Source organism: Halopseudomonas xinjiangensis, from assembly GCF_900104945.1.
GTDB lineage: Bacteria > Pseudomonadota > Gammaproteobacteria > Pseudomonadales > Pseudomonadaceae > Halopseudomonas > Halopseudomonas xinjiangensis.
In genome coordinates this window covers 2,867,243-2,893,445 of sequence record NZ_LT629736.1, presented here as the reverse complement: position 1 = coordinate 2,893,445, position 26,203 = coordinate 2,867,243, and the positions used below count along the sequence as shown (strand labels likewise).

Sequence of the window (26,203 nt, the reverse complement as noted above, 5' to 3'; positions counted from 1 at the left end):
AACCTGTAGACGACTAGCAAGGGGGACACATGCTGCGCATCGGATTGATCTCGGACACCCATAACCTGTTGCGGCCAGAGGCTGTGGACTTCCTGCGTGGCTGCGATCACATCCTGCACGGTGGCGATATTGGCGATGAGGGCATCCTTGAGCGGCTGGGCGAGCTGGCTCCGCTAAGCGTGGTGCGCGGCAATAACGATCGGGAAAGCTGGGCCGAACGAGTGCCGCACAGCCTTCGGCTACAATTCGAGGGCGTAGTGATTCACGCGGTACACGACATTGCCGAGCTCGATATCGATCCGGTCGCAGAAGGGGTGCAGATAGTAGTCAGCGGGCATTCGCACAAACCACTGATCCGTGAGCGCGACGGCGTGATCTATGTCAACCCTGGAAGCGCCGGCCGGCGTAGATTCAGCTTGCCGATTGCGCTCGGCGAGTTGATCATAGACGGCTCCCAGGTGACACCGAGAATCGTCGAGTTGTCACCTCGATAGACAGGACTCTATCTGACGCGCCGCTGGCGCAAACAAGGCAAATGGAATGCTCAAATCGTTTTTCGAAGAAAAGCTGTACGTGAGAGTGGGTGTCAATCAGTTCGAGATCGACAATCTCTCCACCGGCAAGTCCACCATTGTCACCGCTGCGGACCCCTTCACCACTCGGCGCCTGTTGGTCGGTGAGTTCAGCTCGGCCGAGTCGCAACTTCGCGACGGTATTCGCCGCGCGCAGAAGCCAGGACTGTTCCGACGCAGCCCGGCTGTTGTGATTCATCCACTCGACATGATCGAAGACGGCTTGTGCCAAGTCGAGAGCCGGTTGTTCATGGAGCTGGCCGCAGGCGCCGGCGCCCACCGTTTCGTGCTCTGGACTGGCAGTCGGTTGTCGCCGCGCCAGGCCCTGGAAAAGCTCGATCAGGTGTAGCGCTCAGCGGCCCGAGCGCTGCCCCCGCCACTGCCATAACCAGTAGACTCCGCCCAACAGCGCGGCCAGTAGCCCAGCGGGCAGCTGGTCCGGGTAGATCAGCGTACGCCCTGCCCAGTCCGCGAGAATCATCAACCAGGCGCCGAACAGTCCCGCTGCAAGCAAATGCATGCCCGCCTGGCGGCCGCTCCAGCGATGAGCCATATGCGGTGCCATGAGGCCGACGAAGCTGAGCGGACCAACCACCATGGTTGCGCCCGCCGCAGCCAGGCAGGCCACCAGCAGTACGCCGGCACGAGCCGCGGCCATCGGCACGCCCAGGCTTTGCGGCATTTCGCCGCCCAGGCCGAGCAAGCGAATCCAGCGCAGCATCAACGCGGCGGCCATTGCGCAGGCGAGCGCCCAGGCCAGTAGCCACTGGTGCTCATTCACGATGTTCTGATAGGTCGAGCCCGAAAGCCAGGTCAACAGCGCCAGCGCCTGCGCATCACCGCCCGACAACAATAGCCGCACGAGGGCATCCGCAGCGGCGCCCAGGCCAATGCCCGTCAACAACAGCCGATGGGGCCCCATATGCTGCTGGCGACTCAACCACAACAGCAAGGCTAGTGCTGCCGCGGACCCGGCTCCGGCAGCGCCGAGCTGGGCAAGCCGGGGCGCCAGCGGCCAGAACAGTAGCAGGGCGACCAGGCACATGGCCGCGCCTGAGCTGATGCCTAATATCTCGGGGCTGGCCATCGGGTTGTGGGTCAGACGCTGGATGATCGTTCCGGCGAGCGCCAGCAGCGCGCCGGCGAGCGCCGCGCTGAACACCCGCGGCGCTCGCCATTGCCATACCGGCTCCAGCTCAGACCACGGTGTCCAGTGCCAGCCTTGCGCGGCAGGCCCCCAACTCAGAGCTAGCCAGACCGTTGCGCCGAACAACACGAGCACCACTGACCAGGACAGCCAATTGGCATGTCGCCCGGGCTGCAGCCCTTCTCGGGTGGCGCCGAAGGCACTGCTGTGACGGCGCAACAGCCACACCAGGACTGGGGCGCCGATCAAAGCGGTCATCGCCCCGGTAGGAATCAGCCGTGCCCCGAGCCAGGGGGTGAGGAGCTGGGCAGCGGTATCGGCGATCAGCAGCAACAGGGCACCGACCGGAATGCACCAGAGCAGGCGCGCTAGAAATGTCCGCGGGCCCAGCAGACGCACCAGTGACGGCGTGACCAGACCGACGAACCCGATCAGGCCGACCTCGCCTACCACCAACGCGGTGATCAGCACCGCGGCGCCGAGCGCGCCAAGGCGAATCCATTGAGTAGGTACGCCCAGGCTGGCTGCTCCGTTGCTGCCCAGTTCGAGCATCGCCAAGGGTCTGCGCAGAGCCAGGGCAACCACACCGCACGCGGCGAGAAGCGGCCAGAGACGCGCCAATCCCTGCCAGCCATACTGATCGAGATTTCCCGCGCCCCAGAGGAACATGCTGGCCAGACGTTGTTCATTGAGTAACATCAGCGCATGGCTCAGGGCGCCACAGTAAAGCGTAACCAGCATGCCGGAGAGCGCCACGCTGACCGGGGCCAGGCGATCCTTCATGCTCAGCAGCAGTACCACGGCAGTTGCAAGAACGGCGCCGCCCAGGGCGACCAGTGTGCGGCCCTGTTCCAGTGTCGAGGGCATCAGCAGCATGGCAACGGTCAGCGCCAACTGTGCGCCAGCGGCCGTCCCCATTGTCGTCGGCGAGGCCAGCGGATTACGCAGTACTTGTTGCATCAGGCAGCCGGCGATACCCAGGCCGGCCCCAAGCAGAATGGCCATCAGCGTGCGCGGTGCCCAGGCCTGCCACGCCAACACCCGGGTGAAGCTGCCTGCATCGAGTAACTCGGGCAGTGACTGCCAGCCGAGCAACTGACCCAATTGCAGCAGGCTCAGGGCGAAGGCGGCCAGTCCGACCAGCGCCAGCGCCCCGAAGCCGGTCAGCCGTGAGTCATGTGTATTACTAATCAAGCCAGGTCTCGGTCAGTACCTGGCCCATGCGCGCTTTGGTCAGTACGCTGCCGAAGGTCCAGACAGGCGGCAGCTCGGTGACCCGTCCGGCTTTCACAGGCTGCAATGCCTGCCACACAGGGTTCCGCTCCAACGCTTGGTGCAGTCCCGGTGGTGTTGGTTTGATTATCAGGAAGTGAGCACCCGGATACTTGCCAAGCTGCGCCAGATTGATGGTGGCAAAGCCCCAGAAATTACTCTCGCCTTCCCAGGCGTTGTCCAATCCCAGTTCTTCCAGAGCGGTGGACAAGAGCGCATTGGGCGCATGGACGCGCAGGCTGCGCTCATCCAGAAAGCTCATCAGCAGGACCGGCGTGTCAGTACGACCGGCAGCGCGTAGCCGCTCGGCGTTCTGCGCCTGCAGTTCGGCAACGCGATCGAGCAGGGCCGTGCCCTGTTCTTCGCGGCCGAGGCCGATGGCAATCTGTTGCACGACTTCGGCTGCCCGATGCGCAGGGTCCTGCCCCGGCTTGAACAACGTGTATACCGCGGTCGGTGCGATGGCCTCGAATGCCGGAAGCATGCCGTGCAGATCGCCGCTGACCAGAATCAGGTCAGGCCGCGCCTGGCTGATTGCCTCAAGGTTTGGCTCGCGCCGATTGCCGACATCCAGCGCTCCGTCGGGCAGCGGCGGGTGATTGGCCCAGGTGCGATAGCCTTCCGGCTCGGCTACTGCGGCAGGCATCACGCCCAGACCGAGCAGCGTTTCGACCATTGCCCAGTTCAACGCGACAATGCGCTGCGGGGGGCCTTCAAAGCGAATTTCGCCCGTTTCATGGACCAGCACGGTTGCGGCATGAACGTGCGCGCCAAACACTATGGCGAGAAGGGCGATGAAACGGGTCATGGCGTTATTCCTGTAGGCAGGCTCGGTTGCGCGACCACGGCGATTATCGGGCACCGGGCGCGGGATGCCAATCCGGCTGACGGGCCCGGGCCATTCGCATGAAAAGCCGCCCGGCAGGGCGGCTTTTCGGATCGCCGGTGCTTAGAACGCGACGTTGTAGCTGACGCTGTAGGTGGTGCCGCGGCCGCGGTAATCAAAAGTGTTGGCGGGTGCGTAGCTGGAATAGAACAGTTGCGAGCGCTGACCCCAAACGGTCGTGTAGTCGCGGTTCAGCAGGTTCTGGATACCGAAGTTGAGTTCTCCGACCGGGAGCTGATGCCGAGTCAGCAGATCCAGGGTAGTGTAGCCATCGAGCTCGTTACCGGCTTCGTCTTCCAGGTCGAGGCTGGTAATGCTCTGCAGGCGTACGCCGTTTTGCGCGTTTTCCCAACCAATGTAAGCCGACACCTTCGACGGGCTGGCGAGTGTTACCGCCTGCTTGTCCCAGTCGCCGTCATCGTTTTCCAGCTCTGCACGTGTGTAATGGGCGCTGGTGCCCACCTGCCAGGCGTCGCTCAGACGATAGTTGAGTTGCCCTTCGAGGCCGTAGTTGCGGCGCTTGTCGTCGTCGACCTGTACCGCCAGGTTGCTGGAGTTGTATGAGAGGCTTTCGTCCGACCACAGGTAATAAGCGGCCACCTGCGCATCGAAGTTGCCGCGGAACATCCGCCAGCCGAGCTCGACCTGATTGCTCTTGATCGCCTTGAGCGGCTCTTCGTCAACGTTGATGCTCTCTTGCAACTCGCGATAGGTGCCATTGGTGACATAAACACCGCGGCCGTAATACTTGCCGGGGTCGGGGATTTCGTAACCTTGAGAGACGTTCGCCCACAGCTGATTACCGGGTTGCAGGGTGAACACAGCGCCCAGATTGACCAGAGTGGTGTCGTAATCGTTTTCGCCGCCTGGGATCGCATCGGCCCCGGAAGATAGGCCGAGTGCCTGGCGCACCTGCTCGTTGGCATCGACAAAATCGCCAACTTCCAGGTAGTAGCGCTGCTGGCGCACGCCTGCCGTGAGCAGTAGTCGATCCGTCGCGCGCCAGTCGGCCTGGGCGAAGGCAGCGATGCCGTCGGTAGTGAAGGATGGGTAGCGACCGACCGTGGCGGTCGAATCGAGGATGAGGCCGCCGCTGTTTACGGCGGTCGGGAAATCGAACAGGGTCTGGTCAGCTTCGAATTTTTCCCGCTCGTAATCGACTCCGTAGTTGAAGGCGAAGTCGCCAACGCTACGACTCAGGACGGCCTTGAAGCCGGCTTGGGTGGTGTCCTGTTCGGAGGCCGAAAAATAGTTTCTGGAGACGTAGGGGAAGGGATGGAAGTTGAGCTTCTCCTCGCGGAAATACGTCTGCAGGTTGAGCTGATGACCAAACACGTCGGGCACGTAATAGTTGGCACTCAGCGCGGTCCGCTCGGTACGCGGCTCAAGGTCTGATTCGAACCCCTCGCGTATCTCGACCACGTCCGGGAAGGGTGGTTGCAGGGCGGCCAGGTTGGGGCCGAAGTACACGCCCTTGTCGCCTTCGAAGCCGGAGTCGTAACGCTGTGCGTTGAGGCGCAGTACGTGTCCGTTGGCCAAATTGAAATCCAGGCTGCCGAGCAGATCGATGGCGCGATTGTACTGCAGGTCGGTCTGGGTGATGTCGAAGATCACCTGCTCGCCATCGCTATCGTACGAGCCGCCGTTGTCGATGCCGGCCAGTGAAAGGCGTCCAGCCCAACTTTCACCGCCGCCGCTGACCGCCGCGCCAGCGTGGATATCGCGGTCATCGCTGTCTTCGAAACCGCTACGCACACCGGCCTCGAGCTCGTACCGGGTATCGCCCGACGTGCCGCGCTTGGTGACGATGTTGATAATGCCGCCGGTGGCACCGCCGCCGTAGATGGCATTGGCGCCGGACAGTACTTCGATGCGCTCGATATTGAACGGATCAATGCTGTCGAACTGACGGCTGACATTGCGCGCGCTGTTGAGCGATACGCCGTCGATCATCACCAGCACGCCGCGGCCACGCATGTTCTGACCGTAGTTTGTGCGCCCCTGTGACGCCACGTCCATACCGGGAACCAGTTGGCTCAGTGCCTCTTTCAACGTCACGCCCGAGCGAAACTGTTGATGAAGCTGCTCCGACTCGATGACCCAGGCGGTGCCTGGAATGTCGCTGATAGTGGTGGCCGCGCGGCCGCCGATAACCACGGTGCTGTCCAGGGTCGTTACCGCCTGGGCGGGGATGGCGATGGCCAGCGAGGTCAACATGAAACCGGCTGTCATCAGCGGGGTACGTAGGGGGGACACGGCGATTCTCCTTCGCATTCGAGCAGAAAATTAGCGCGACTCTAATACTAATGAGAAGGATTATCAATCACGACCCACTCCACGGGCAGCTTTCGCGAACCGCATCCCTTTCGCCCGGTCACAGAGGTACGCGGCTTTCGCGTTCAGATCAGGAGAAGACTTGTATGGGTATTATTGGCACCATCGTAATCGGCTTGCTGGTCGGGTTGATTGCACGTTTCCTCAAGCCCGGCAATGACAGCATGGGCTGGATCATGACCATTCTGCTGGGTATCGGTGGTTCGTTGCTGGCAACCTACGGTGGCCAGGCACTCGGTCTCTATGAGGCGGGCGAAGGGGCCGGATTCATCGGGGCGGTGGTTGGCGCGATCATTCTTCTGGTGATCTACGGCGCAGTGACAAGCAAGAAGAAGCACTGAGCACCGGCGGCTCTGCATTGCCCGTTTCAGCACGAGGCGGGCGATGTCATCGCTGTGCGTGCACGGAACCATCTTTACACCATCGGGACCAATCAAGGGTTCGGCAAGGGGCCGGACCGCAATCTCTCCGGGCGAGCTGCCCTCTGCAGCCACTTCCAAGTGAATCACACTGTTCGGCGAGCCATTGCGCGGACGCCCGTACGGGCATAACGGAGCGCGCTTGAATGAAGCCACCGGTGCACAACCCGGCCATCGCCTATCGCCCTGAGGTAGACGGTTTGCGTGCGCTGGCAGTACTGCCGGTCATTCTTTATCACGCCGGCTTCGAGCTGTTCAGCGGTGGCTTCGTTGGTGTGGATGTGTTTTTCGTCATCAGCGGTTACCTGATCACTGCGATCATCTATCGCGAGATCCAGGATGGCACCTTCACGGTGGCGCGGTTTTATGAGCGGCGGATACGTCGCCTGTATCCGGCGGTAACCGCCGTAACGCTGGTCTGTCTGCCGTTCGCCTGGCTCTTGCTGTTGCCGTCGGAGTTCAAGGAGTTTCTGTTCAGCGTCGCCTCGGTACAGGTATTCGCCTCCAACCTCTACTTCTGGCAGGAAAGCGACTACTTCGGATCCGCTGCCGAGCTCACCCCACTGCTGCATACCTGGTCGTTGGCCGTTGAGGAGCAGTTCTATCTGGTATTTCCCTTCGCGCTGATCCTCTTCCGTCGCCTGTCACTGCGCATGCTCCTGGCGTTACTGGCATTGGTGGCGCTGGCAAGCCTGGCGCTGGCACAAGAGCTAGTGGATTCGCATGCCTCGGCGAGCTTCTTCCTGCTTCCTACCCGTGCCTGGGAAATGCTCGCCGGCTCGTTGCTTGCGCTGGGTATGCATGAGTCCGGCAGCAATCGGCGATGGTTCGGCAATCTGGCGGCGCTTGCCGGGGTGGGTCTCATCGGCCTGGCAGTGTTCCTGTTTCACGCCGGCACGCCGTTTCCGGGTGTCTACGCGCTGGTCCCGGTAGCGGGCACCATGCTGATCATCGCCTACGCCACTCGTGAGACGCTGGTCGGCAGGGTACTATCGTTGCGGCCACTGGTGTTCATCGGGACGGTCAGCTACAGCGCCTACCTCATCCACCAGCCACTCTTCGCATTCACCCGCATCTACACCATGCGCAGCCTGACGCTGCCGTTGGTGCTCGGCATGGTAGGCCTGACGTTCGTGCTCGCCTATCTATCCTGGCGCTTCATCGAGAACCCGTTTCGTCAGCGCCGTAATATTGAGCGACACGCACTCTTCTCGACCGCCGCCACGCTCTCGACCTTTCTGTTCGTATTCGCGCTCGCCGCAGCCTTCCAGAACCACCGGGTATTGCAGTATGAGGCGCGACTGGAGTCGGAGCAGGAGCGAGCCTTGGCGATGATCGAAGAGTCCGAACGGACGCCGGAGCTGGAGAAGGGCTATTGCGTCTTTGAAGCCGACCGGCTGGACCCGGCAACCAGGCAGCGCCTGCAGAATTGTCACGCAGCATTTGGTTCAGGGTTGGTAGTCATAGGCGATTCACATGGCGAAAACGTTTATCACGCCCTCGCGCAAGAGGACGACCGGCGGTTCCTGTTCAGTCTCAACCAGAAAGGCTGCCGGGCGGGCGCCGACTCGCAGTGGTGCGCCTACGATAGCTTTTATCGCTTCGCTATCGAGCGACCTCACATATTCGACAACGTGATCTACAACCAGGCAGGGTTCTATCTGCTGGAAACGCCCCGCGGCCGCGAGATGACCCGCGCGCGGATCAGTGAAGACGCCCATACGGTGTTCAAGCCCAACAGCGAGGACGTCGAAAAGACACTCGATTACCTGGATTCGCTCAGTGAAGTAGCGAACGTCGTCTGGCTTGGCCCGCGAGTCGAGCCGCATATCATGCCGCGGGAATACGTGGTCAATGGCTGCGCGTCGCCGCCGGAGGTACGAGAAAATCTGTTGCAGTCCTTCGAAAACCTCGACCGACATATCGATCGGGCTGTATCGCGTCGGGGTCGCATCGAATACGTATCGACGGTGGAGCTGATCGACGTTACCGATGGGGACAACCTGATCGACTGCAAGAATATCTACTTCCACGACGGCGATCACTGGAGCCCGGCGGGCGAGCGCAAGTTCGGCCGTATGCTGGAAAAGGAGCTGCAGGTATTGCGCGACTGAGTCGCTAGGCGCCCGGACTGGCCGCATGCCGACGCGAGCAACATAAGGGGGTGGTATGACCGAGCCGACTTCGGACGCCTGTCAGGCGGTGCTTTCGTTCTGGTTCGAAGAGATCGAACCGCGCATGTGGTGGCAGAAGGATGTCGATCTGGACGCCAGCATCCGCGAACGCTTCGGCATGCTGCATGAGCAGGCTGTGCAGGGCGAGCTGTTGTACTGGCGGCGTAGTCCGGAGGGGCGGCTGGCCGAAATCATCGTCCTCGACCAATTCTCGCGCAACATCTGGCGTGATCGGCCGCAGGCCTTCGCCCAGGATGGTATGGCACTGGTGCTGGCGCAGGAAGCGATCGGCGCCGGCGCCGACCAGCAGCTGCCACCCCAGCGCCGAGTGTTTTTCTATATGCCGTATATGCACAGTGAATCGCTGGCGGTACATCAGCTGGCCATGAAGCTGTTCGACGTGCCGGGACTGGAAGAGAACCTGCGCTTCGAGAAACGGCACCGCGACATTATCTTGCGTTTCGGTCGATATCCGCACCGCAACGCAGTATTGGGCCGAGCGTCCAGCCCCGAAGAACAGGCATTTCTCGAACAACCTGGTTCGAGCTTCTGAGCATCGCCAGCGCTTTGGTGCGGTGAACGGGTGATGGTAGCGCCGGTCTGAGGGAAACGACCGAGGAGAACAATAATGAAAATGCTGTCCTGCGCCGTGCTGTTGACGCTACTCGCGTTGACGGCCGGCTGCTCCGACACGGGTAATTCCCCGCCAGCCGGATCGGTGCGCGCCGAAGATCGAACACGGGCCAACGAGCCGCTGCTGCGAAGTATCACTGGCAGTCTGAGTTACCGCGCCCGCATCGCGCTCCCGCCCGAGAGCCACGCGCTCATCGAGCTGCGTGACGCCGCTGCACAGGACAACGATGACAGCGGCACTCTGGCCAGCCAGCGCATCGATCTGATCGATCGACAGGTGCCGGTCGGGTTCAAACTCGAAGTACCTCCCGAGGCCTTGCGCCGCGCCAATGCCTATATATTGCGAGCCACCATATTCGAACGCGGCAAACCGGCATGGTTATCCGAGCCACTGGCTATCAACCACCGGGTCGATGAGCTGGATGTGGGCGAGATGCTGCTGTTGCCCCGGCGCGGAGCCGCCTTCAGCAGCATTCTGGAATGTGGCCGCCTGCAGATAAGTGCCGGATACGCAGGAGATGATCTCCTGCTTGAAGCGTTCGGCGAGCGCCACGTGATGCTGCCGGTACCGAGCGCTTCCGGCGCTCGGTACCAGGCCGAGGGCGAGCCGAGCACCACATTCTGGACCGAGGGCGATGCGGCCAGATTGACCCTGCATGGCCAGGCTTACCCGCTTTGCGTGGCGCCGGGCGGGCTGGCTCTGCCGTTTCGAGCCTTCGGTCACGATCCCGCCTGGCACCTGGAGATTAATCAGCAAGGCCTGCATGTCGGCGAGCCCGAAGCAGGCGTCGAGCCCGTGCCGTACCGCATCAGCGGCACCGACAACAGTCACCGCACGGCGCGCAGCGACGATGGTTCGCTGGTGATCGAAGCCCGCAAGGAACCCTGTCGAGACCCCGCCAGCGGACTGGTTTACCCCCACCGTGTCGAACTTCAGGAAGGCGACCGACGTATGCAGGGCTGCGGCGGAGATCCGCTTAGGCTGCTGCAAGGTGCGGTCTGGCAGGTGGAACACATCGATGGCGAGCCGATACTGGAACAGACCGCAATCACCCTGGAGTTTCGTAGCGACAACCGGCTTGTCGGTGTAGGTTCCTGCAATAACTTCACCGGCGAGTATCAGCTTGGAGAAGAGGGCTTGACCTTCTCGCAGGCGCTGACGACGATGAAGGCATGCGCGCCGGAGATACTCGAGCAGGAGCGACGCTTTCTGAGGAGTCTTGAAGGGATCGGCTGGTTCGATCTCGACAGGGACGGTGAATTGCTGTTGCAGGGCGACGATAATCGCAGCATTCGCGCGAGGGAACAGGCGACCGCGCTTACCGCGGCGCCGTGATGTGCCAACAAGGACAGGAACATGCTTGCATTGATCGCAGGGCTGGTGATGTTTCTCGGTATCCACTCAGTTGGTCTGTTCGTACCACGCTGGCGCGGGCAGATGATCGTGCGGCTCGGGCCGCTGGCCTGGAAGGGCTTGTACACGGTGGTAGCGGTGCTGGGCCTGGTATTGATCGTCTACGGTTACGGCCAGGCGCGGCTGGCTCCGACCTGGCTGTGGGTACCGCCGGTCTGGACTCGCCATCTGGCCGCATTGCTGACGCTACCGGCTTTCGTCCTGCTGGTTGCGGCCTACGTACCTGGCTCGCATATCAAGGCCCGGGTAGGGCACCCGATGCTGCTTGGAGTGAAGTTCTGGGCGATAGCGCACCTTATCGCCAACGGCACCCTGGCCGACCTGCTGTTGTTCGGTAGTTTCCTGGCCTGGGCGGTAGCGCTGTTCATCGTTCTGCGTCGTCGCGATCGTCTCGCTGGCATGACGCGCAGCGGACGTGCCAGCCGCGACGTGGCCGTATTGGTGATCGGCGTGGTTGCCTGGGTGGCCTTTGCACTGTGGCTTCACGAAATGATTATCGGCGTGGCACCCTTCGGTGCCGCCTGATCGCCTTTCTTCAGCACTACCGCGCGTGACAGGCATCGCTACGGGCAGTAATGTGAACGGTCATACGCGTACATCGGCGGCCACCCTCTAGGGCCGCCAGCCCAGGAGCAGACCATGCAGCTGTTGTACCCGGAGATCAAACCCTTCGCTCGTCATGAACTCCCCGTTGAGCCCCCACACGTACTCTATGCCGATGAAAGCGGACAGCGGGACGGCTTGCCCGTTGTGTTCATCCACGGAGGGCCTGGGGCCGGGTGCGACGCACTGAGCCGGCGGTTTTTCGATCCATCGATCTACCGCATCATCACCTTCGATCAGCGTGGCTCAGGTCGTTCCACCCCGCATGCTTCGCTGGAGAACAACACCACGGCGCATCTGATCGAGGATCTCGAGGCGTTGCGCGAGCATCTCGGGGTGGAGAAATGGGTGCTGTTCGGCGGCTCCTGGGGTTCGACGCTGGCGCTGGCCTACGCCCAGGCCCACCCGGACAGGGTGCTCGGGTTGATCCTACGCGGGATCTTCCTGTGTCGCGATCAGGACATCCGCTGGTTTTATCAGGAAGGCGCCAGCCATATTTTTCCGGATTACTGGGAAGACTACCTATCGCTGATACCCGAGCAGGAACGCGGCGACATGGTCGCTGCCTATTACAAGCGGCTGACGGGCGACGACGAGATCTGTCGCATGCATGCAGCGAGAAGCTGGTCGATCTGGGAAGGCCGCTGCGCCACCCTGCGCCCCAGTGCCCAGGTCGTCGAGCGTTTCAGCGACGCCCGTCGAGCCTATTCGATTGCGCGCATCGAATGTCATTACTTCATCAACAAGGCGTTCCTCAACCCGGATGAGCTGCTGGAAAACATGCAGAAGATCGAGCACCTGCCAGGGATCCTTGTGCACGGGCGTTACGATATGGTCTGTCCGCTCGACAACGCCTTTGCGCTGCACCAGCGTTGGCCGGGCAGCGAGCTGCAGATCATCCGTGACGCCGGGCACGCCGCTTCCGAGCCGGGCATAGCCGACGCACTGGTTCGCGCGACGCAGGCGATGGCGCGCCAGCTGCTCGACCTGGCTCCGCAGGCCGAGTGAGATGAAGGCGTTGCTCCAGCGCGTTACCCAGGCGCGAGTCGAGGTCCGGGGTGAGGTCGTCGGTTCGATCGATCAGGGACTGCTGGTGCTGGTTGGCGTAGAGCCTGAAGACGATCGAGCTGCCGCCGACAAACTGTTGCAGCGGTTGCTGAAGTACCGTGTGTTCAACGATACCGAAGGACGCATGAACGCGTCGCTGCAGGATGTCGCGGGTGGTTTGTTGCTGGTTTCTCAGTTCACCCTGGCGGCGGACACGCGCAAAGGTCTGCGTCCGGGCTTCTCTACGGCTGCGCCACCGCAGCAGGCCGAGCAGCTGTTCGACTACCTTCTGGATCAGGCTCGTCAGGTGCACCCGCACGTCGCCAGCGGACGCTTCGGTGCGGATATGCAGGTGCACCTGGTCAATGATGGGCCGGTCACCTTCCTCCTGGAGGTCTGAATCGCTGGCGCGAGCTACGCCAGAGCCCGCTCCACCCACTCCAGCCGGTCCTGTCCGAAGAACATCTCTTCTCCGACAAAAAAGGTCGGTGCCCCGAACACCCCGCGTTCCACCGCCTCGGTAGTCAGAGCCTTCAAGCGATCCTTTATCGCGGGGTCGCTGCACCGGGCCAGGACCTCCTGCGGATCGAATCCGGCCGCCGTCAAGACCTCGCCGATCACCTGAGGTTGGTGCATGTCGCGCTGCTCGACCCACATCGCCTTGAATATGGCGGCCAGGTACTCATGGAAACGCGGCGTGTCCAGATAACCCACTGCGCCGCGCATCAGCATCAAGGTGTTGATCGGAAAATGCGGATTGTGATTGAGCGTCACGCGGTAGTGTCGGGCGAAACGCTGCATGTCGATCCGGCTGTAGCGGCCCTTGGCCTCGACGGTAGCCGGCGAGCTGTTGCCGGTGGCCTGGAAGACGCCGCCCAACAGCATCGGTTTCCACACTATCTCGGCGCCGTGCCGCTCGGCCAGTGCAGGTAGCTGGGTCCAGGCCAGGTAGCTGGCGGGGCTGCCCACGTCGAAGAAAAACTCGATCTGCTTGCTCATGCTTTGCTGCTCCTGTCGTCGTTCAGAACGTTTCCAGCCAGGGGCGCAGGTCGAGTTCGTGCGTCCAGGCGGATCGGGGCTGGCAATGCAGCTGCCAGTACTGTTCGGCAATATGCTCGGGATCGAGAATGCCGTCCTGTTCTTTCAATGCGTAGCGCTCGGGGAAATTGTCGCGAATGAAGGCAGTGTCGATGGCTCCGTCGATGATCGGGTGGGCGACGTGAATGCCCTCCGGTCCCAGTTCGCGCGCCATGCTCTGCGCCAACGCGCGCAGCGCGAACTTGGCGCTGGCAAAGGCCGCGAACCCCTTGCCGCCGCGCAGCGACGCCGTCGCTCCGGTGAAGATGATGGTTCCGCGCCCACGCTCGAGCATCACTCTGGCTGCTTCGCGTCCGGCCAGAAAGCCCGCCAGGGCGGCCATTTCCCAAACTTTCCGGTACACGCGCTCGGTGGTCTCGGTGATCGAGAAGCGCACGTTGGCGCCGATGTTGAAGACCAACACCTCGATCGGGCCTATGTCCCGTTCGATCCGCGTGAACAGCTCGACCGTCTGCTCTTCGCTGCGCGCATCGCAGGCGAAGGGGTGGGCAACGCCGCCCACTGAGTGAATCTGCTCGACCAGCGGTTGAAGCGGGTCCAGATGACGCCGAGTGACGCAAACGATGAAACCCTCGCGGGCGAAGCGGCGGGCTATAGCGCCGCCGGTCGCGTCGCCGGCGCCGATTATCAAGGCTACGGGCTTAGAGGACATGATCTGCTCCTTTGTTCTATAGGTTCTTTTTTGGAACTTATATGATAGTCGGTTTCTTTTTGGAACCTGTCAAGTAAGATGGACAGATTCGTGTCCCTGGGAGTCCTTCATGCGTTGGGAAGATCTCGATAAGCAGCCCTGTTCCATGTCGCGCACCTTGTCAGTGGTGGGCGACCGCTGGACGCTGCTTGTTCTGCGCGACTGTTTTCTCGGGATTCGCCGCTTTGAAGCGTTTGAGAAGCGTCTCGGTATAACCCGCCACGTGCTGGCTGATCGGTTGAAAAAGCTGGTCGAGGCGGGTGTGCTGGTTCGCGTGGCCTATCAACAGAAGCCCCTGCGGGAGGAATATCGGCTGACCGAGCGCGGGCGGGATCTGCATCCGGTCATGCTGGCGCTGGTGCATTGGGGCGACAAGCACATGCTAGGTGGACGGAGCGCGCCTGTGCTGCATCGCCATGTTGGCTGTGGGCAGCTCATGCGTCCGGTAATGGTGTGCTCGGAATGTGGGGAAGCGGTTCACGCGCGGGATGTGACTGTCGAGACCGGGCCAGGCTGGGACGTAAACGGCGTCATACCGGAGCGTCCAATCGAAGGTTAGCCCGCCGTACGACGGGTGTATCAGCGATCCTCGCCGGTCGACGCGGCAAAGGTTTCGACCTGATCGGCCTGACCACCGACGATGAGAATGTCGTCGGCATGGACCACGGTCTCCGGCTTGGCGTAGATGAACTTGACCTTGTGCCGTTTGAGCCCGACTATGTTGACCCCGAAGCGTTTGTGCACGTCTGCGTCGGCCAGCGTCTTGTCGTGCAAATGCTCGGGTGCCGCAGTCGAGGCGATGGCGAATCCGTCATCGAACTTGATGAAGTCGATCATTCTCCCTGTCACCAGGTGCGCAACTCGATCGCCCATCGAGGTCTCTGGATAGACGATGCGATGAGCCCCCGTTCGCTCGAGAATCAACCCATGGCGCTTGCTCGTGGCCCGGGCCCAGATATTGGCGATCTCCAACTCCTGGAGAGCCAATACCGTCAGTACGCTCGCTTCCAGGTCGCGGCTGACGCTCACCACGACATGCTTGAACTGATCGACTCCCAACTGACGCAATGCTTCGATGTCCGTGCAGTCGGCTTGTGCCACCTGCGTGAGATGATCGGCCCAGTGCTGAACCTTGGTGCCGTCACTATCGATTCCAAGCACCTCATGCCCGAGCGCGGTGAGCGACTCGACCACGGCTGAGCCGAAGCGACCCAGGCCGAGGACAGCGACGCCTTCGGTTTCCAGCTTCTTCTGGGACGACTTAGCCAACGATTGGGCGCTCCTCTGGATAACGATAATGTTTGGTGGTGCTTCGCAGGGCCAGCGACGCGGCAAAGGTCGTCGTGCCTACCCTCCCGATGAACATCAACGCGATGATCACCAACTGACCCGATGGCGGCAGCTGATCGGTAATGCCTGTCGTTAGCCCGACTGTAGCGAAGGCAGATATGGCTTCGAATAACACCTCGCCGAACTCGAAAGGGGTCATGCTCAGCAAAGTGATCGTGCCTACTCCGACTGTAGCAAAACCGAGGGAGACCACCGTCATCGCCTGGCGCTGCAGGGGAGAAGCAATTCTTCGACCGAAAGCGACGGTGTCGGTATCCCCGCGAATCTCCGCCCAGATGAAAAAGAACAGCAGAAAGAAGGTCGTGACCTTGATGCCGCCAGCGGTACCCGCGCTGCCGCCGCCAATGAACATCAGCCAGTAGTTCACTGCCAGCGTTTGCGGCTCCATCTCGCCGACATCCAGCGTATTGAAGCCCGCGGTTCTGGCTGTGGCTGAATGAAAGAGCGCCGATAGCAGCTTCCCCCCGGGTTCCAGGTCTCCCATGGTGGAGGGGTTGTTCCACTCGTAGGCGAGTATCGCCAATGCTCCGCTGGCGAGCAGGAAGGCGGAGCCCCAGACAGTGATCTTGAAATGAACCGTCCGGGGTTTGTGCCGCTGGCCGGGGCGAAGCTCATGCAGGACCGGAAAGCCGAGACCGCCTAGGATCAACGCAAACATCATGGGTAACAGCACCACCGGATCCGTGACGAACCGCATGAGGCTGTCCGAATAGGTGGAGAACCCGGCATTGTTGAATGCCGATACCGCGTGGAAAACGCCGTTCCAGATAGCCGTTCGCAGGGGCTCGTCGTAGACAAGGTGCAGATGCGCACTCAGGATCAACGCCAGCGCGGCCTCTACGCCAATCGTCACCAGTATGATGAGCTTGAGGATGCCGGCGACATCACCCAATCCGAGCGATTGCGTCTCCTGTTGAGCGACCAGGCGGCTACTGAGCTGCAGATGCTTTTTTACCACCAGGCCAAGCAGTGTCGCGCCGCTCATGATGCCAAGGCCGCCGATCTGAAACAGAATCAGGATCACCACCTGCCCGAAGAAAGACCAATACACGGCTGTGTCCTGCACGATCAGACCGGTCACGCAAACCGCTGATACCGCGGTAAACAAGGCCGTTATCATCGGTGCACCGCCGGGCTCGGCAGTCGCGATGGGCAGCGCAAGCAGTCCCGTGCCGATCAGAGAAACCACCAGAAAGGCCAGCGGAATGAGGAGGACGGGGCGGCGGGTGGGGCTGAGTCGCAACGACGGTTCCTTCCTGCAATGGCGATTGGATACGGCGATGCGTCTGTTGGCGGGCAGCGCCGAGGCCTCGATCAACCGAGGCCTGCTGAAGCAAGCTGATCGCCTTGCGCATCGTTTAGTTCCCGATGGCGGGTCTGCACAACCGAGGCCGGACTCGCGGGAGAGCAGCTATCGCGGGTGTGCTTACCCGAATGTGGTGAGGCGATTAAAGCTCTGAAGGGCCGAGCCGATACAGGCTGGTTCCGGCCAAAATGCCGGGCATAGAGATGTTGTTCCGACCCCCTTCGGAGTAGTCACATGTCACATTTTCGTTTCAAGGATCTTGCAGTCAAATGGAAGCTGGCCATCGGATTTGGCGCCGTTCTGCTGCTCACGGCATTGGTAGGGCTGCTCTCGAATGACGGAATCAACGCGGTCGTTGATCGGGTAGACAAGGCCGATGACACCAACCGTCTGATCAAGGGGCTACAGGATGCGCGGCTGGCAGAAAAAAACTACATCGCCGCGCCTGACGCATCGAGAAGCGAGGCGCTCCAAAGCCACCTGGCCGAGGTCTCGATGCTGGCTCGCGATCTGCGCGACAACCACTTCCACGACCAGCAGAATGATCAACTGATGGAAGGGCTGATCCAGCAGACCGGGCAGTACCAGGCGCAATTCGACCGGTACGCCGAAGTGGTGCGTGAGCGAGCGCTGATCGTCGAGGAAATGCGCAGCAAGGCACAGTCGGTGCTCGATCATCTGGGTCAGCTCAGAACATTGCTGCAGGACGAAATGCTCAGGGAGCTGTCCGCGGGCGGTACCATTGAGTTCATCCAGCGTGATGTGCAGCTGGCGGAGGAAGCCAATGCCGTCATGCGTTGGATGCTCGATGCCCGCACTGACGAGAAGAATTTCATGATCTATCGCTTGGGCGAGTACTCCGCGGCCGTTGACGCAGCCGTAGAGCGAATCCAGGCGCAGCTCGGTCAGCTTGACGCAACCGTGCAGGATCCGACACGGAGCGCGGCCATTGTCGAGGCAGCTGCGTCGATTGATGACTACCGAACTGCCTTCCGCCGTTATGTCGAACTTGAAACAGAGAGCCAGCAGGCCCAGGCCGGCATGGTCAGGGAGGCGCAGGAAGCAATCGCCTCGGCCGAAGCTGCCCGGGCCGATCAAAAGGCGCAAATGTTGTCTATCTCGGATAGCGTGCGCCGCAACACGGTGGTTTTGCCACTGGCGGCGATCGTCCTCGGTGTCGTCTTCGCCTGGGCAATCGCCCGCAGCATCGTCCCGAGATTGCAGCAGGCTGCGGCTGCCGCCAGAGCAGTTGCCGAGGGTCGACTGGATGTCGAGATCGTGGTGGACAGCCAGGATGAGGTCGGCGGTGTGCTCCAGGGGCTGGGCGACATGATACGGGGGTTGCGTGAGCTGATCGGCGGGCTGCAGCTAAGCGCTACCGAGGTGGCCGCGGCGGCCGAGCAGCTCTCCGCCGTCACGATACAGACCGCCCAGGGAGTCCAGAGCCAGCGGCAAGAGGTCGAGCAGGTGGCCTCTGCCATGCAGCAGATGAGTACCAGCTTCCACGAGGTCGCAGGCAACGCCGAGCAGGCGTCCGGCGCTGCGCAGGATTCCGATCGCGCCAGTAGCGAGGGCGAGCGTCTGGTCACGACCAGTCAACAATCCATCCAGGCACTGGCGAACGATATCCAGGCCTCGACCAACATGGTCTCGATCGTCAAGGACAAGAGCAGCAACGTCACCCGGGTGCTCGACGTTATCAAGGGTATCGCCGAGCAGACCAATCTGCTTGCATTGAACGCCGCCATCGAAGCGGCACGGGCCGGCGAACAGGGCCGCGGCTTTGCCGTGGTAGCGACCGAAGTTCGCTCGCTAGCCCAGCGCACCCAGGAGTCGACAACGGAGATCGAGGCGCTTATCGATGACCTGCAGTCGGGAGTGGAGCAGACGGTCCGCTCCATGGCGCAGAACCGAAAGCGCGCCGAAGCCAGCGTCGAGGAGGGTGAGCAGGTGGCGCGCGCGCTACGGCGGATTTCGGAGGCGGTTGCGACCATTGCAACGATGAACGTGCAGATCGCCTCGGCCGCCACCGAGCAGAGTGCAGTGGCCGAAGAAGTCAACCGGAGCGTGCAGCGGATCAACACCATTGCAGACCAGTCGGCGGCCGGATCGGATGAGATTTCCCGCTCTAGTGAAGAGCTGGCGCGACTGGGTCAGCAGCTGCAGGGGTTGACCGAGCGATTCTCGCTTGGCTGATCGTTGACCGAGCATCCCGTGGCGCGAGGTCGGTCATCGGACCGGCTCGCACTACGGAGTGTGCATTAGAAGAGTCGACCGATCAGTGACGTGACGGCGGTCTCGACCCGTAGAATGCGCGCTCCAAGCTGAACCGGCTGGAATCCTGCTTCGACGAACTTTTCCACTTCGTAGGGAATCCAGCCGCCTTCCGGTCCGATCGCGAGGGTGACCGCTGTAGTGGTTGCCCTGGGTGCTGGCGGATAGTCGCCAGGGTGGGCGAGAAGGGGCAGGGTATTGGCTAGGAGTGCCGGCAGCCGGTCTTCGACAAAGGGCTTGAAGCGCTTTTCCACCATCACCTCGGGCAGGACGGTATCGCGCGCCTGTTCGAGACCCAGGAGCAGATTCTCGCGTAGTGAAGCAGGCTCCAGAAAGGGCGTCTGCCAGTAGCTCTTTTCGACCCGATAGCTGTTGAGCAGGACGATGCGTGGAACGCCGAGCGTGGCGCAGTGCTGCATGATCCGCCGGAACATCTTCGGTCGCGGCATTGCCAGGAGCAGAGTGACCGCTAGCTTGGGTGGCGGTGGCTGGTCGAGTGTAATGCTTAGCTCGGCATGGCTATCGCTGAGCGAGAGGATGGTTCCCTTTCCCATGTCGCCGCCAATCCGGCCGACACGCAGCGAACCCCCTTCATCCACTTTCTGTATCGCCAGCATATGCTGCAGTCGCCGGCCGCTCAGCCGCGCGAGGTCGTCGGCAATGAAATCCGCCTCTTCAAGCAGAAGCAGGTTCATGCCGGCGGCTGTTGTTCCGGTTTGTCCGCTGTGGATTCCGGCTCCGCGTCGTCTTTGCGCGGACGGACCATCTGGCTGAAGACGATGCCAACTTCGTAGAGCAGCCACATGGGGATCGCCAGCAACGCCTGGGAAATCACGTCCGGCGGCGTCAGGACCATACCGATCACGAAGCAGCCGACCACTACGTAAGGACGTATTTCCTTGAGTTTGGCGACATCGACGATGCCAGCCAGCACCAGAAGCACGGTCGCGACGGGAATCTCGAACGACAACCCAAATGCCATGAACAGCGTGAGTACGAAATCCAGATACTTGTTGATGTCGGTCATCACCGCGACACCGGCCGGCGCGGTGCTGGTAAAGAACCCGAACACCAGCGGGAACACCACGAAGTAGGCGAAGGCCATGCCGGAATAGAACAGCACGATGCTGGAGGCGAGCAACGGAACGGCGAGGCGTTTTTCGTGCTTGTACAGACCGGGCGCGATGAAACCCCATATCTGGTGTAACACGAACGGCATGGCCAGGAACAGCGCACTGACCAGAGCCAGTTTGAACGGTGTCAGGAAGGGCGACGCGACGTCCGTGGCGATCATGCTGGTGCCTTCAGGCATGTAGGCACGCAACGGCTCGGAAATGAACGTATACAGATCGTTGGCGAAGTAGAACAGGCCGGCGAAAATCAGCATCCACACCACGACGATGCGCAGCAGGCGCGAACGCAGCTCGGTCAGGTGGGCCACCAGGGGCATGTCGTCGCCTGGTTGGGTAGTGCGCTTATCGCTCATCAGTCGTGTCTGGTTCATCGTCGGGCAGCTTGCTGGGTGGGGCTGCTTCGGCTGGAACCGCGGCAGCACTGGTCGCGGTAGTCTGCGAGCTGCCTGTGTCAGTCTGGTTACCGGGACGTTTCACATTCGAGGCAGGCCGAGCGGCGGGGGCTGCGGCGGGAGAGTCGACTTCCTTATCCTTCTTGGCCAAGTCGGCCATGATGCGTTCGTTGTGCAACTGCTGGCGCAATTCATCCGTGCCAAGCTCGCGCTCGACCTGATTGCGCACGTCAGCAAAGCCGCGCTTGATCCGGCCGATGGTCAAACCTGCGGTGCGAACAGCTCCGGGCAGGCGCTCCGGGCCCAATACAAGCAGGGCGATAATCGCCACCACGAGCATTTCGGTAAAGCCGGCATCGAACATGAACGATCAGTCCCTGTGCTGCTGATCCGGCTTCTTCTCCGGGTTCACGTCGAGGGTATCGCCGGTCTTGTGTTGGACGTTGGGCTTGTCCTTGTCTTCCTCTTCGGAGTTGACCGACTTGCGAAAACCCTTGATGGCTTCGCCCAGGTCACCGCCGATGCTCTTCAGGCGTTTGGTGCCAAACAGCAGCACGACGATGAGCAATACGATCAATAATTGCCAGACGCTGATACCACCGAAACCCATGTCATTCTCCCGGGCCATTCAGGCCCTAGCTATTTCTGGCGAGACGCCTTTTCGGCCAGGCCGGACAGGTCGAAGCGCCGTTCGAGTTCTTTCAGTACGTCATCCGGTCCGAGGCCGAGGTGGCTGAGCATGACCAGACTGTGAAACCACAGATCGGCCGTCTCGTAGATCAGTTCGGACTTGTCTTCGCTGTGCTGGCAATCCTTCGCGGCAAGCAGCGTCTCGGTGCATTCCTCGCCGACCTTCTCGAGAATCTTGTTAAGACCCTTGGCGTGAAGGCTGGCGACATAGGAACTCTCGGCCCCTGCCTGCTTGCGCTGCTCGAGTACTTCGGCCAGGCGGCTTAGCGTATCACTCATGCTTGTGCTCATAAATCTGATTCGGATCCTTCAGAACCGGGTCGATCACGTGCCACTGGCCGTCTCGAAACACACGGTAAAAACAGCTTTGACGGCCTGTGTGACACGCGATGCCGCCCAGTTGTTCGACCATCAACACGACGACGTCGGCATCGCAATCCAGGCGCAGCTCATGCAATACCTGCACATGCCCGGACTCCTCTCCCTTGCGCCACAGCTTGCGTCGTGAACGTGACCAATAGATGCCACGTTTTTCCTCTGCCGTGAGCGACAGCGCCTCGCGGTTCATCCAGGCAACCATCAGCACACGCTGGGTATGCACATCCTGTGCGATGGCCGGGATCAACCCGTCGGCATCCCACTTCACGGCGTCGAGCCAGCTGCCTTCTTCATTGGTCTGTTTCATGTATTCAAGTGTGCCAGTTTATGGGTTGGCCGCGCCAGATGTGCGAGCGACTCAAGGGCGGCGCAGTATGAGCCAGCTGCCGCTGGCCAAGACCAGCCAGTAAAGTGGCTGAGCCTGTGCCCAGAGACTGTAGTCGGCACCAAGGCCTCCGGCCCCCGCGACAGCCAGCACCAGACCTACCAGACGCAACGCCAGCGAATTGTCTCGACGTGCGGCCTCCGACGGCGCCGGGGTTTGCCGCGCCCGGTGCGGCGGATGTTCCGGTTTCTCGGCGAGATTGTGCAGGGCCTGTCTCGCGTCGGCCAGCAACTCCGGCACCTGCTCCGCATATTCCTGCCAGTGATGCAGGCGCTGGTGCGGCATGGCTCGTTCACGCATCCAGCGTTCCAGATAGGGCTGCGCAGTAGACCATAGATCCAGGTCCGGATAGAGCTGGCGCCCGAGCCCTTCTATGTTCAGCAGAGTTTTCTGCAGCAACACCAGCTGCGGCTGAATTTCCATATTGAAGCGCCGGGCAGTCTGGAACAGGCGTAACAGGAGCTGGCCGAACGAAATATCGCGCAGCGGCCGTTCAAAGATCGGCTCGCAGACGCTGCGAATGGCCGCTTCGAATTCGTTCACGCGCGTGTCAGCCGGTACCCAGCCCGAATCGATATGCAGCTGCGCTACGCGACGGTAATCGCGTTTGAAGAAAGCCAGCAGGTTACGCGCCAGGTAGCTTTGATCCTGGGGCGTCAGGCTGCCGACGATGCCGAAGTCGATGGCGATGTACTGCGGCTCCCACGGGTGGGCGCGCGAGACGAAAATGTTGCCCGGATGCATGTCGGCATGAAAGAAACTGTCGCGGAATACCTGAGTGAAAAAGATTTCGACGCCGCGCTCGGCCAGCTTTTTCATATCGGTGCGCTGATCGTTCAGCGCGTCCAGGTTGGTCACCGGTACGCCGCTGATGCGTTCCATGACCATCACCCGCGGTTTGCACCACTCCCAGTAGACCTTGGGAATGTACAGCAGGTCGGAGCCTTCGAAATTGCGTCGCAGCTGAGAAGCATTAGCCGCTTCGCGGTGCAGATCCAGCTCGTCGAAGATAGTGCTCTCGTAGTCGCGGACCACTTCCACCGGACGCAGGCGCCGACCTTCGCTGGACACCTTTTCCAGCGTACGGGCACAGAGATATAGCCACTGCATGTCCTGGTGAATCACCGGGCCAATGTCCGGTCGGGTGACCTTCACCACCACTTCGCTGCCGTCATGCAGCGTGGCGGCATGCACCTGGGCGACCGAGGCCGAGGCCAGTGGCTCATCGGAAAACCGCGAGAACACGTGCTCGATAGGTTCGCCGAGCTGCTCCTCGATCCGCGCCCGGGCTATCGCGGGAGCGAAAGGCGGCACCTTGTCCTGCAGAAACGCCAGTTCCAGGGCGATATCATCCGGCATCAGGTCGCGGCGCGTGGAGAGAATCTGACCGAACTTGATGAAGACCGGACCGAGATCTTCGAAGGCCCGGCGCAAGCGAGCGCCACGTGTAAGGTCGCGCGGGGCGGGACGCAGCCGCCAGGGGCCTATCTTCAGCAGCAGCCGGCCGTACCAGGGCAGCGGCAGATCGAGCAGCAACTGGTCGAGACGATAGCGGACGAAGATGTGCAGGATGCGCAGAAGGCGCCAGAGGGCGGTGAAGTTCATGCGTCTGGGATGTCCGCAGCAGGGTTTTCGAGGTGAAGTACGCGGGCATCGAGCCGATCCAGGCGCAGGCGCAGTTCATGAATGGCCATCGCGGCGCTGTCCGCTTCCCGGCGGCCGACCAGCTGACGTGTTTCTTCGGTCAGGTAGTCGCGTATGGCGGCGTCCAGGCTACGGCGTGTCGACGCGCTCCAGTCTCGTCCGGTACGCGCCACTTGACCGAGGGCGTGCGCAGCGACCGGGCCGGCCCAGCGCGCCAGTTCCGCTTCGCTATCCAGGCGCAGGTCGGCAAAGACGTTCTGCAGATCAACCAGTACCTGGGTGTCGCCGCTCAGCTCGACGCTGGGGTCTTCGAGCAGTTGTTTGCGCTGACTGCTCAGCGCCAGGCGGGCAAGCATGCTCGCGGGTGCGCTCAGGGAACAATCGGCGGCCAGGTCGGCATCCGGGCCGAGCAGCACGATGCCGTCCTCGCCGGGTAACAGGTACAGGGTAATGTCTGGCGTCCGCGACTGGATCCGTATGACCTTGCCTGCCAGCGCGCCAAGGCGCTTGCCGGTCAGCGGATCACGCGAGACCGCCAGCGAAATGCTGCGCTCGGCGGCGGCTAACAGAGCCTGCGTCAGCATCAGGGCTTGATTCCCCTGTGCAGCGCGACAATGCCACCGGTCATGTTGTGGTAGGTCACCCGGGCGAAGCCGGCCTGTTCCATCATCGCTTTAAGCGTGTCCTGGTCGGGGTGCATGCGGATGGACTCCGCCAGATAGCGATAGCTTTGTGAATCGTTGGTGATCAGCTTGCCCATCAACGGCAGCAGGGTGAACGAGTACTGGTCGTAGGCCTTGGACAGCAGCTTGTTGCCGGGCTTGGAAAATTCCAGCACCAGCAGGCGCCCGCCTGGCTTGAGGACGCGCAGCATCGATTCCAGGGCTTTTTCCTTGTGCGTCACGTTGCGCAGGCCGAAAGCGATGGTGATGCAATCGAAGTGATTGTCAGGGAACGGCAGGGTTTCGGCGTCGGCCTGGACGAAGCGCACGTTGCCTGCGATGCCCTTGTCCAGCAACCGATCGCGACCGACCTTGAGCATCGAGGCGTTGATGTCAGCCAGGACCACCTCGCCTTCGGGGCCGACCAGCCGGGAGAACTTGCGCGTCAGATCGCCCGTGCCGCCGGCGATGTCCAGGACCCGATTGCCCTGCCGCACGCCGGACAGTTCGATGGTGAAACGTTTCCACAGCCGGTGTACGCCACCCGACATCAGATCGTTCATCAGGTCGTATTTTGCTGCGACCGAATGAAACACCTCGGCAACCTTTTGCGCCTTTTCGGATTCGGCCACTGTCTGGTAGCCGAAGTGAGTCGTACGGTCAGTGTTCTTCTCGGTCATGGTGCGTCCGCGTTGGCAATTCAGCGCTCATTCTACCCACTTTTTCTGCGGCGTCGCGCGCAATGCGGCGCGCGGTTGTCGCAGCCTGCAGATGACGACCTGCGGGCTTTGCGGCATGCTAGCGCTTTTTTCGAGGCAAAACGACGTCATGGCAACAGTGGAAATCACCCGCGAACACAACCTCGGCAAGGAAACGGCTCGGGAGCGCGCCGAAAAGCTTGCCGATAAGCTTGCGCAGAAGCTTGGCGCCGAGTGCAGCTGGGAAGGTGACGAGTTGACTTTCAAACGCAGCGGCGCGGACGGGGTGATCCGCGTCAGCGATCAGCTGGTCGAAGTCACCGTCAAGCTGGGCCTGATGTTCACGCCCATGGCAGGCATGGTCAAAGGCGAAATCGAGAAGGCTCTGGATAAATATCTCGCCTGATCTCGGAGGCGAGTCCGGACTCGGGTCAGGGAGCGCTGGCGCCGCCTCTCGACGCAGACGCCGCAGCGCGGCTCTCTCGTCCCGCCATACCCTTGCGGACAACCTCAAGGCGCTGGAGAGTCCGTCTGTTGTCGAGATGCTGCTCTGTCGCGCTTCGAAACGGTACCGGCCGGACTGTAACGGTGGAACTGCGAGCTAGAGCATCAGTTTTACCGCTGAGACCTCCGGGTCGCGGCTGGCTCCGGCTGCCTTGAGCTCGTCGAGGTAGGCTTGCCAGCGCTCTTCCTGCCGGGTCGCCAGTTCATACAGATACTCCCAGCTGTACAGGCCCGTATCGTGGCCGTCATCGAAGGCCAGCTTCAGCGCATAGTTGCCCACCGGCGCCAGCCCGGTAAAGCCGACGTTAAGCTTGCCGGTCTGCAGCACCGGCTTGCCGTGGCCACGCACCTCGGCAGAGGGCGAATACACGCGCAGATATTCGGCGGGCAAGACATAGGTCTGCCCGTCGGCATAGGTCAGGCTGAGTGTGCGCGAGGACTTTTGCAGCTTGATGTCGGTAGGGACCATGGCGACTCCATCAAGCGGCAGGCAGGCC

General features: G+C 61.7%; 29 protein-coding genes. 12 read left to right on the top strand and 17 right to left on the bottom strand.

Annotated features, from left to right (window positions below):
- Nucleotides 1-29 precede the first annotated feature (29 nt).
- Both BLT85_RS13555 and BLT85_RS13550 read left to right on the top strand, forming a co-directional pair.
- Nucleotides 30-494, top strand: a complete 465-nt coding sequence (locus BLT85_RS13555; RefSeq protein WP_093395720.1) for a metallophosphoesterase family protein — start codon at nt 30-32, stop codon at nt 492-494.
- Between the two features lie 46 nt (nt 495-540).
- Nucleotides 541-921: a hypothetical protein gene (locus BLT85_RS13550; protein ID WP_197673849.1), complete on the top strand. Its 381-nt coding sequence runs from the start codon at nt 541-543 to the stop codon at nt 919-921.
- Between the two features lie 3 nt (nt 922-924).
- On the opposite strand, the gene fhuB is transcribed toward BLT85_RS13550, so the two are convergent.
- The 3 genes from fhuB to BLT85_RS13535 all read right to left on the bottom strand — a co-directional run bounded on the left by fhuB (nt 925) and on the right by BLT85_RS13535 (nt 6,133).
- Nucleotides 925-2,913: a Fe(3+)-hydroxamate ABC transporter permease FhuB gene (gene fhuB / locus BLT85_RS13545; protein ID WP_093395718.1), complete on the bottom strand. Its 1,989-nt coding sequence runs from the start codon at nt 2,911-2,913 to the stop codon at nt 925-927.
- Nucleotides 2,906-3,799, bottom strand: a complete 894-nt coding sequence (locus tag BLT85_RS13540) for an ABC transporter substrate-binding protein (protein ID WP_093395716.1) — start codon at nt 3,797-3,799, stop codon at nt 2,906-2,908. Before BLT85_RS13540 ends, fhuB begins: the two co-directional genes overlap by 8 nt.
- Nucleotides 3,800-3,940: 141 nt before the next feature.
- Nucleotides 3,941-6,133, bottom strand: coding sequence for a TonB-dependent receptor (locus BLT85_RS13535; protein ID WP_231701483.1), 2,193 nt, complete (start codon nt 6,131-6,133; stop codon nt 3,941-3,943).
- Nucleotides 6,134-6,297: 164 nt separating this feature from the next.
- On the opposite strand from BLT85_RS13535, the gene BLT85_RS13530 reads away from it, so the two are divergent.
- The 7 genes from BLT85_RS13530 (at nt 6,298) to dtd (ending at nt 12,901) form a co-directional block, all read left to right on the top strand.
- Nucleotides 6,298-6,552: a GlsB/YeaQ/YmgE family stress response membrane protein gene (locus BLT85_RS13530; protein ID WP_093395714.1), complete on the top strand. Its 255-nt coding sequence runs from the start codon at nt 6,298-6,300 to the stop codon at nt 6,550-6,552.
- A 224-nt stretch (nt 6,553-6,776) separates the two neighbouring features.
- Nucleotides 6,777-8,744: an acyltransferase family protein gene (locus BLT85_RS13525; RefSeq protein WP_093395712.1), complete on the top strand. Its 1,968-nt coding sequence runs from the start codon at nt 6,777-6,779 to the stop codon at nt 8,742-8,744.
- A 55-nt stretch (nt 8,745-8,799) separates the two neighbouring features.
- Nucleotides 8,800-9,357, top strand: coding sequence for a DUF924 family protein (locus tag BLT85_RS13520; RefSeq protein ID WP_093395710.1), 558 nt, complete (start codon nt 8,800-8,802; stop codon nt 9,355-9,357).
- Between the two features lie 75 nt (nt 9,358-9,432).
- On the top strand, nt 9,433-10,773 hold the full coding sequence (locus BLT85_RS13515; RefSeq protein WP_093395708.1) for an META domain-containing protein: 1,341 nt from the start codon (nt 9,433-9,435) through the stop codon (nt 10,771-10,773).
- A 21-nt stretch (nt 10,774-10,794) separates the two neighbouring features.
- Nucleotides 10,795-11,376, top strand: a complete 582-nt coding sequence (locus BLT85_RS13510; RefSeq protein WP_093395706.1) for an NnrU family protein — start codon at nt 10,795-10,797, stop codon at nt 11,374-11,376.
- A gap of 114 nt (nt 11,377-11,490) precedes the next feature.
- The gene (gene pip / locus BLT85_RS13505; RefSeq protein ID WP_093395704.1) at nt 11,491-12,462 is read left to right on the top strand and encodes a prolyl aminopeptidase; all 972 of its coding nucleotides are present in this window, start codon (nt 11,491-11,493) and stop codon (nt 12,460-12,462) included.
- Between the two features lies 1 nt (nt 12,463).
- Nucleotides 12,464-12,901: a D-aminoacyl-tRNA deacylase gene (gene dtd, locus BLT85_RS13500; RefSeq protein WP_093395702.1), complete on the top strand. Its 438-nt coding sequence runs from the start codon at nt 12,464-12,466 to the stop codon at nt 12,899-12,901.
- A 14-nt stretch (nt 12,902-12,915) separates the two neighbouring features.
- On the opposite strand, the gene BLT85_RS13495 is transcribed toward dtd, so the two are convergent.
- Both BLT85_RS13495 and BLT85_RS13490 read right to left on the bottom strand, forming a co-directional pair.
- Nucleotides 12,916-13,500: a 2-hydroxychromene-2-carboxylate isomerase gene (locus BLT85_RS13495; RefSeq protein ID WP_093395700.1), complete on the bottom strand. Its 585-nt coding sequence runs from the start codon at nt 13,498-13,500 to the stop codon at nt 12,916-12,918.
- 22 nt (nt 13,501-13,522) lie between these two features.
- Entirely contained in the window at nt 13,523-14,251 is a 729-nt protein-coding gene (locus tag BLT85_RS13490; protein ID WP_093395698.1) for an SDR family oxidoreductase, read from the bottom strand.
- A gap of 109 nt (nt 14,252-14,360) precedes the next feature.
- Here BLT85_RS13490 and BLT85_RS13485 point away from each other — a divergent pair, with 109 nt between their 5' ends.
- The gene (locus BLT85_RS13485) at nt 14,361-14,849 is read left to right on the top strand and encodes a winged helix-turn-helix transcriptional regulator (RefSeq protein ID WP_093395695.1); all 489 of its coding nucleotides are present in this window, start codon (nt 14,361-14,363) and stop codon (nt 14,847-14,849) included.
- Between the two features lie 20 nt (nt 14,850-14,869).
- Here BLT85_RS13485 and BLT85_RS13480 read toward each other — a convergent pair whose 3' ends face one another.
- Nucleotides 14,870-15,559, bottom strand: coding sequence for a potassium channel family protein (locus BLT85_RS13480; RefSeq protein WP_093395693.1), 690 nt, complete (start codon nt 15,557-15,559; stop codon nt 14,870-14,872).
- Entirely contained in the window at nt 15,552-16,883 is a 1,332-nt protein-coding gene (locus BLT85_RS13475; protein WP_231701482.1) for a TrkH family potassium uptake protein, read from the bottom strand. Before BLT85_RS13475 ends, BLT85_RS13480 begins: the two co-directional genes overlap by 8 nt.
- A gap of 297 nt (nt 16,884-17,180) precedes the next feature.
- Here BLT85_RS13475 and BLT85_RS13470 point away from each other — a divergent pair, with 297 nt between their 5' ends.
- On the top strand, nt 17,181-19,142 hold the full coding sequence (locus BLT85_RS13470) for a methyl-accepting chemotaxis protein (RefSeq protein ID WP_093395691.1): 1,962 nt from the start codon (nt 17,181-17,183) through the stop codon (nt 19,140-19,142).
- 65 nt (nt 19,143-19,207) lie between these two features.
- Here the strand turns inward: BLT85_RS13470 and BLT85_RS13465 are convergent, their stop codons facing one another.
- Genes BLT85_RS13465 through ubiE form a run of 9 tightly spaced genes read right to left on the bottom strand, consistent with a single transcriptional unit; the run spans nt 19,208 to nt 25,184 of the window.
- Nucleotides 19,208-19,915, bottom strand: coding sequence for a 16S rRNA (uracil(1498)-N(3))-methyltransferase (locus BLT85_RS13465; RefSeq protein ID WP_093395689.1), 708 nt, complete (start codon nt 19,913-19,915; stop codon nt 19,208-19,210).
- Nucleotides 19,912-20,706, bottom strand: a complete 795-nt coding sequence (gene tatC, locus BLT85_RS13460; RefSeq protein WP_093395686.1) for a twin-arginine translocase subunit TatC — start codon at nt 20,704-20,706, stop codon at nt 19,912-19,914. Before tatC ends, BLT85_RS13465 begins: the two co-directional genes overlap by 4 nt.
- Nucleotides 20,696-21,109 carry a Sec-independent protein translocase protein TatB gene (tatB, locus tag BLT85_RS13455; RefSeq protein ID WP_093395684.1) on the bottom strand — a complete coding sequence of 138 codons (414 nt, stop codon included), beginning with the start codon at nt 21,107-21,109 and terminating at the stop codon, nt 20,696-20,698. Before tatB ends, tatC begins: the two co-directional genes overlap by 11 nt.
- 6 nt (nt 21,110-21,115) lie before the next feature.
- Entirely contained in the window at nt 21,116-21,355 is a 240-nt protein-coding gene (gene tatA, locus BLT85_RS13450) for a twin-arginine translocase TatA/TatE family subunit (RefSeq protein ID WP_093395682.1), read from the bottom strand.
- A 29-nt stretch (nt 21,356-21,384) separates the two neighbouring features.
- Entirely contained in the window at nt 21,385-21,714 is a 330-nt protein-coding gene (locus tag BLT85_RS13445; RefSeq protein WP_093395680.1) for a phosphoribosyl-ATP diphosphatase, read from the bottom strand.
- Nucleotides 21,707-22,120, bottom strand: coding sequence for a phosphoribosyl-AMP cyclohydrolase (gene hisI / locus BLT85_RS13440; protein ID WP_093395678.1), 414 nt, complete (start codon nt 22,118-22,120; stop codon nt 21,707-21,709). The genes BLT85_RS13445 and hisI overlap by 8 nt, the downstream gene beginning before the upstream one ends.
- 51 nt (nt 22,121-22,171) lie before the next feature.
- Entirely contained in the window at nt 22,172-23,803 is a 1,632-nt protein-coding gene (gene ubiB, locus BLT85_RS13435; protein WP_093395676.1) for a ubiquinone biosynthesis regulatory protein kinase UbiB, read from the bottom strand.
- Complete coding sequence (locus BLT85_RS13430; RefSeq protein WP_093395674.1) at nt 23,800-24,426, bottom strand: ubiquinone biosynthesis accessory factor UbiJ; 627 nt, start codon at nt 24,424-24,426, stop codon at nt 23,800-23,802. Before BLT85_RS13430 ends, ubiB begins: the two co-directional genes overlap by 4 nt.
- Nucleotides 24,426-25,184 carry a bifunctional demethylmenaquinone methyltransferase/2-methoxy-6-polyprenyl-1,4-benzoquinol methylase UbiE gene (gene ubiE, locus BLT85_RS13425; RefSeq protein WP_093395671.1) on the bottom strand — a complete coding sequence of 253 codons (759 nt, stop codon included), beginning with the start codon at nt 25,182-25,184 and terminating at the stop codon, nt 24,426-24,428. The genes BLT85_RS13430 and ubiE overlap by 1 nt, the downstream gene beginning before the upstream one ends.
- Before the next feature lie 148 nt (nt 25,185-25,332).
- Here ubiE and BLT85_RS13420 point away from each other — a divergent pair, with 148 nt between their 5' ends.
- On the top strand, nt 25,333-25,608 hold the full coding sequence (locus BLT85_RS13420) for a polyhydroxyalkanoic acid system family protein (protein ID WP_093397768.1): 276 nt from the start codon (nt 25,333-25,335) through the stop codon (nt 25,606-25,608).
- Nucleotides 25,609-25,803: 195 nt separating this feature from the next.
- Here BLT85_RS13420 and BLT85_RS13415 read toward each other — a convergent pair whose 3' ends face one another.
- Nucleotides 25,804-26,175, bottom strand: coding sequence for a gamma-butyrobetaine hydroxylase-like domain-containing protein (locus BLT85_RS13415; RefSeq protein ID WP_093395669.1), 372 nt, complete (start codon nt 26,173-26,175; stop codon nt 25,804-25,806).
- Nucleotides 26,176-26,203: the final 28 nt, after the last annotated feature.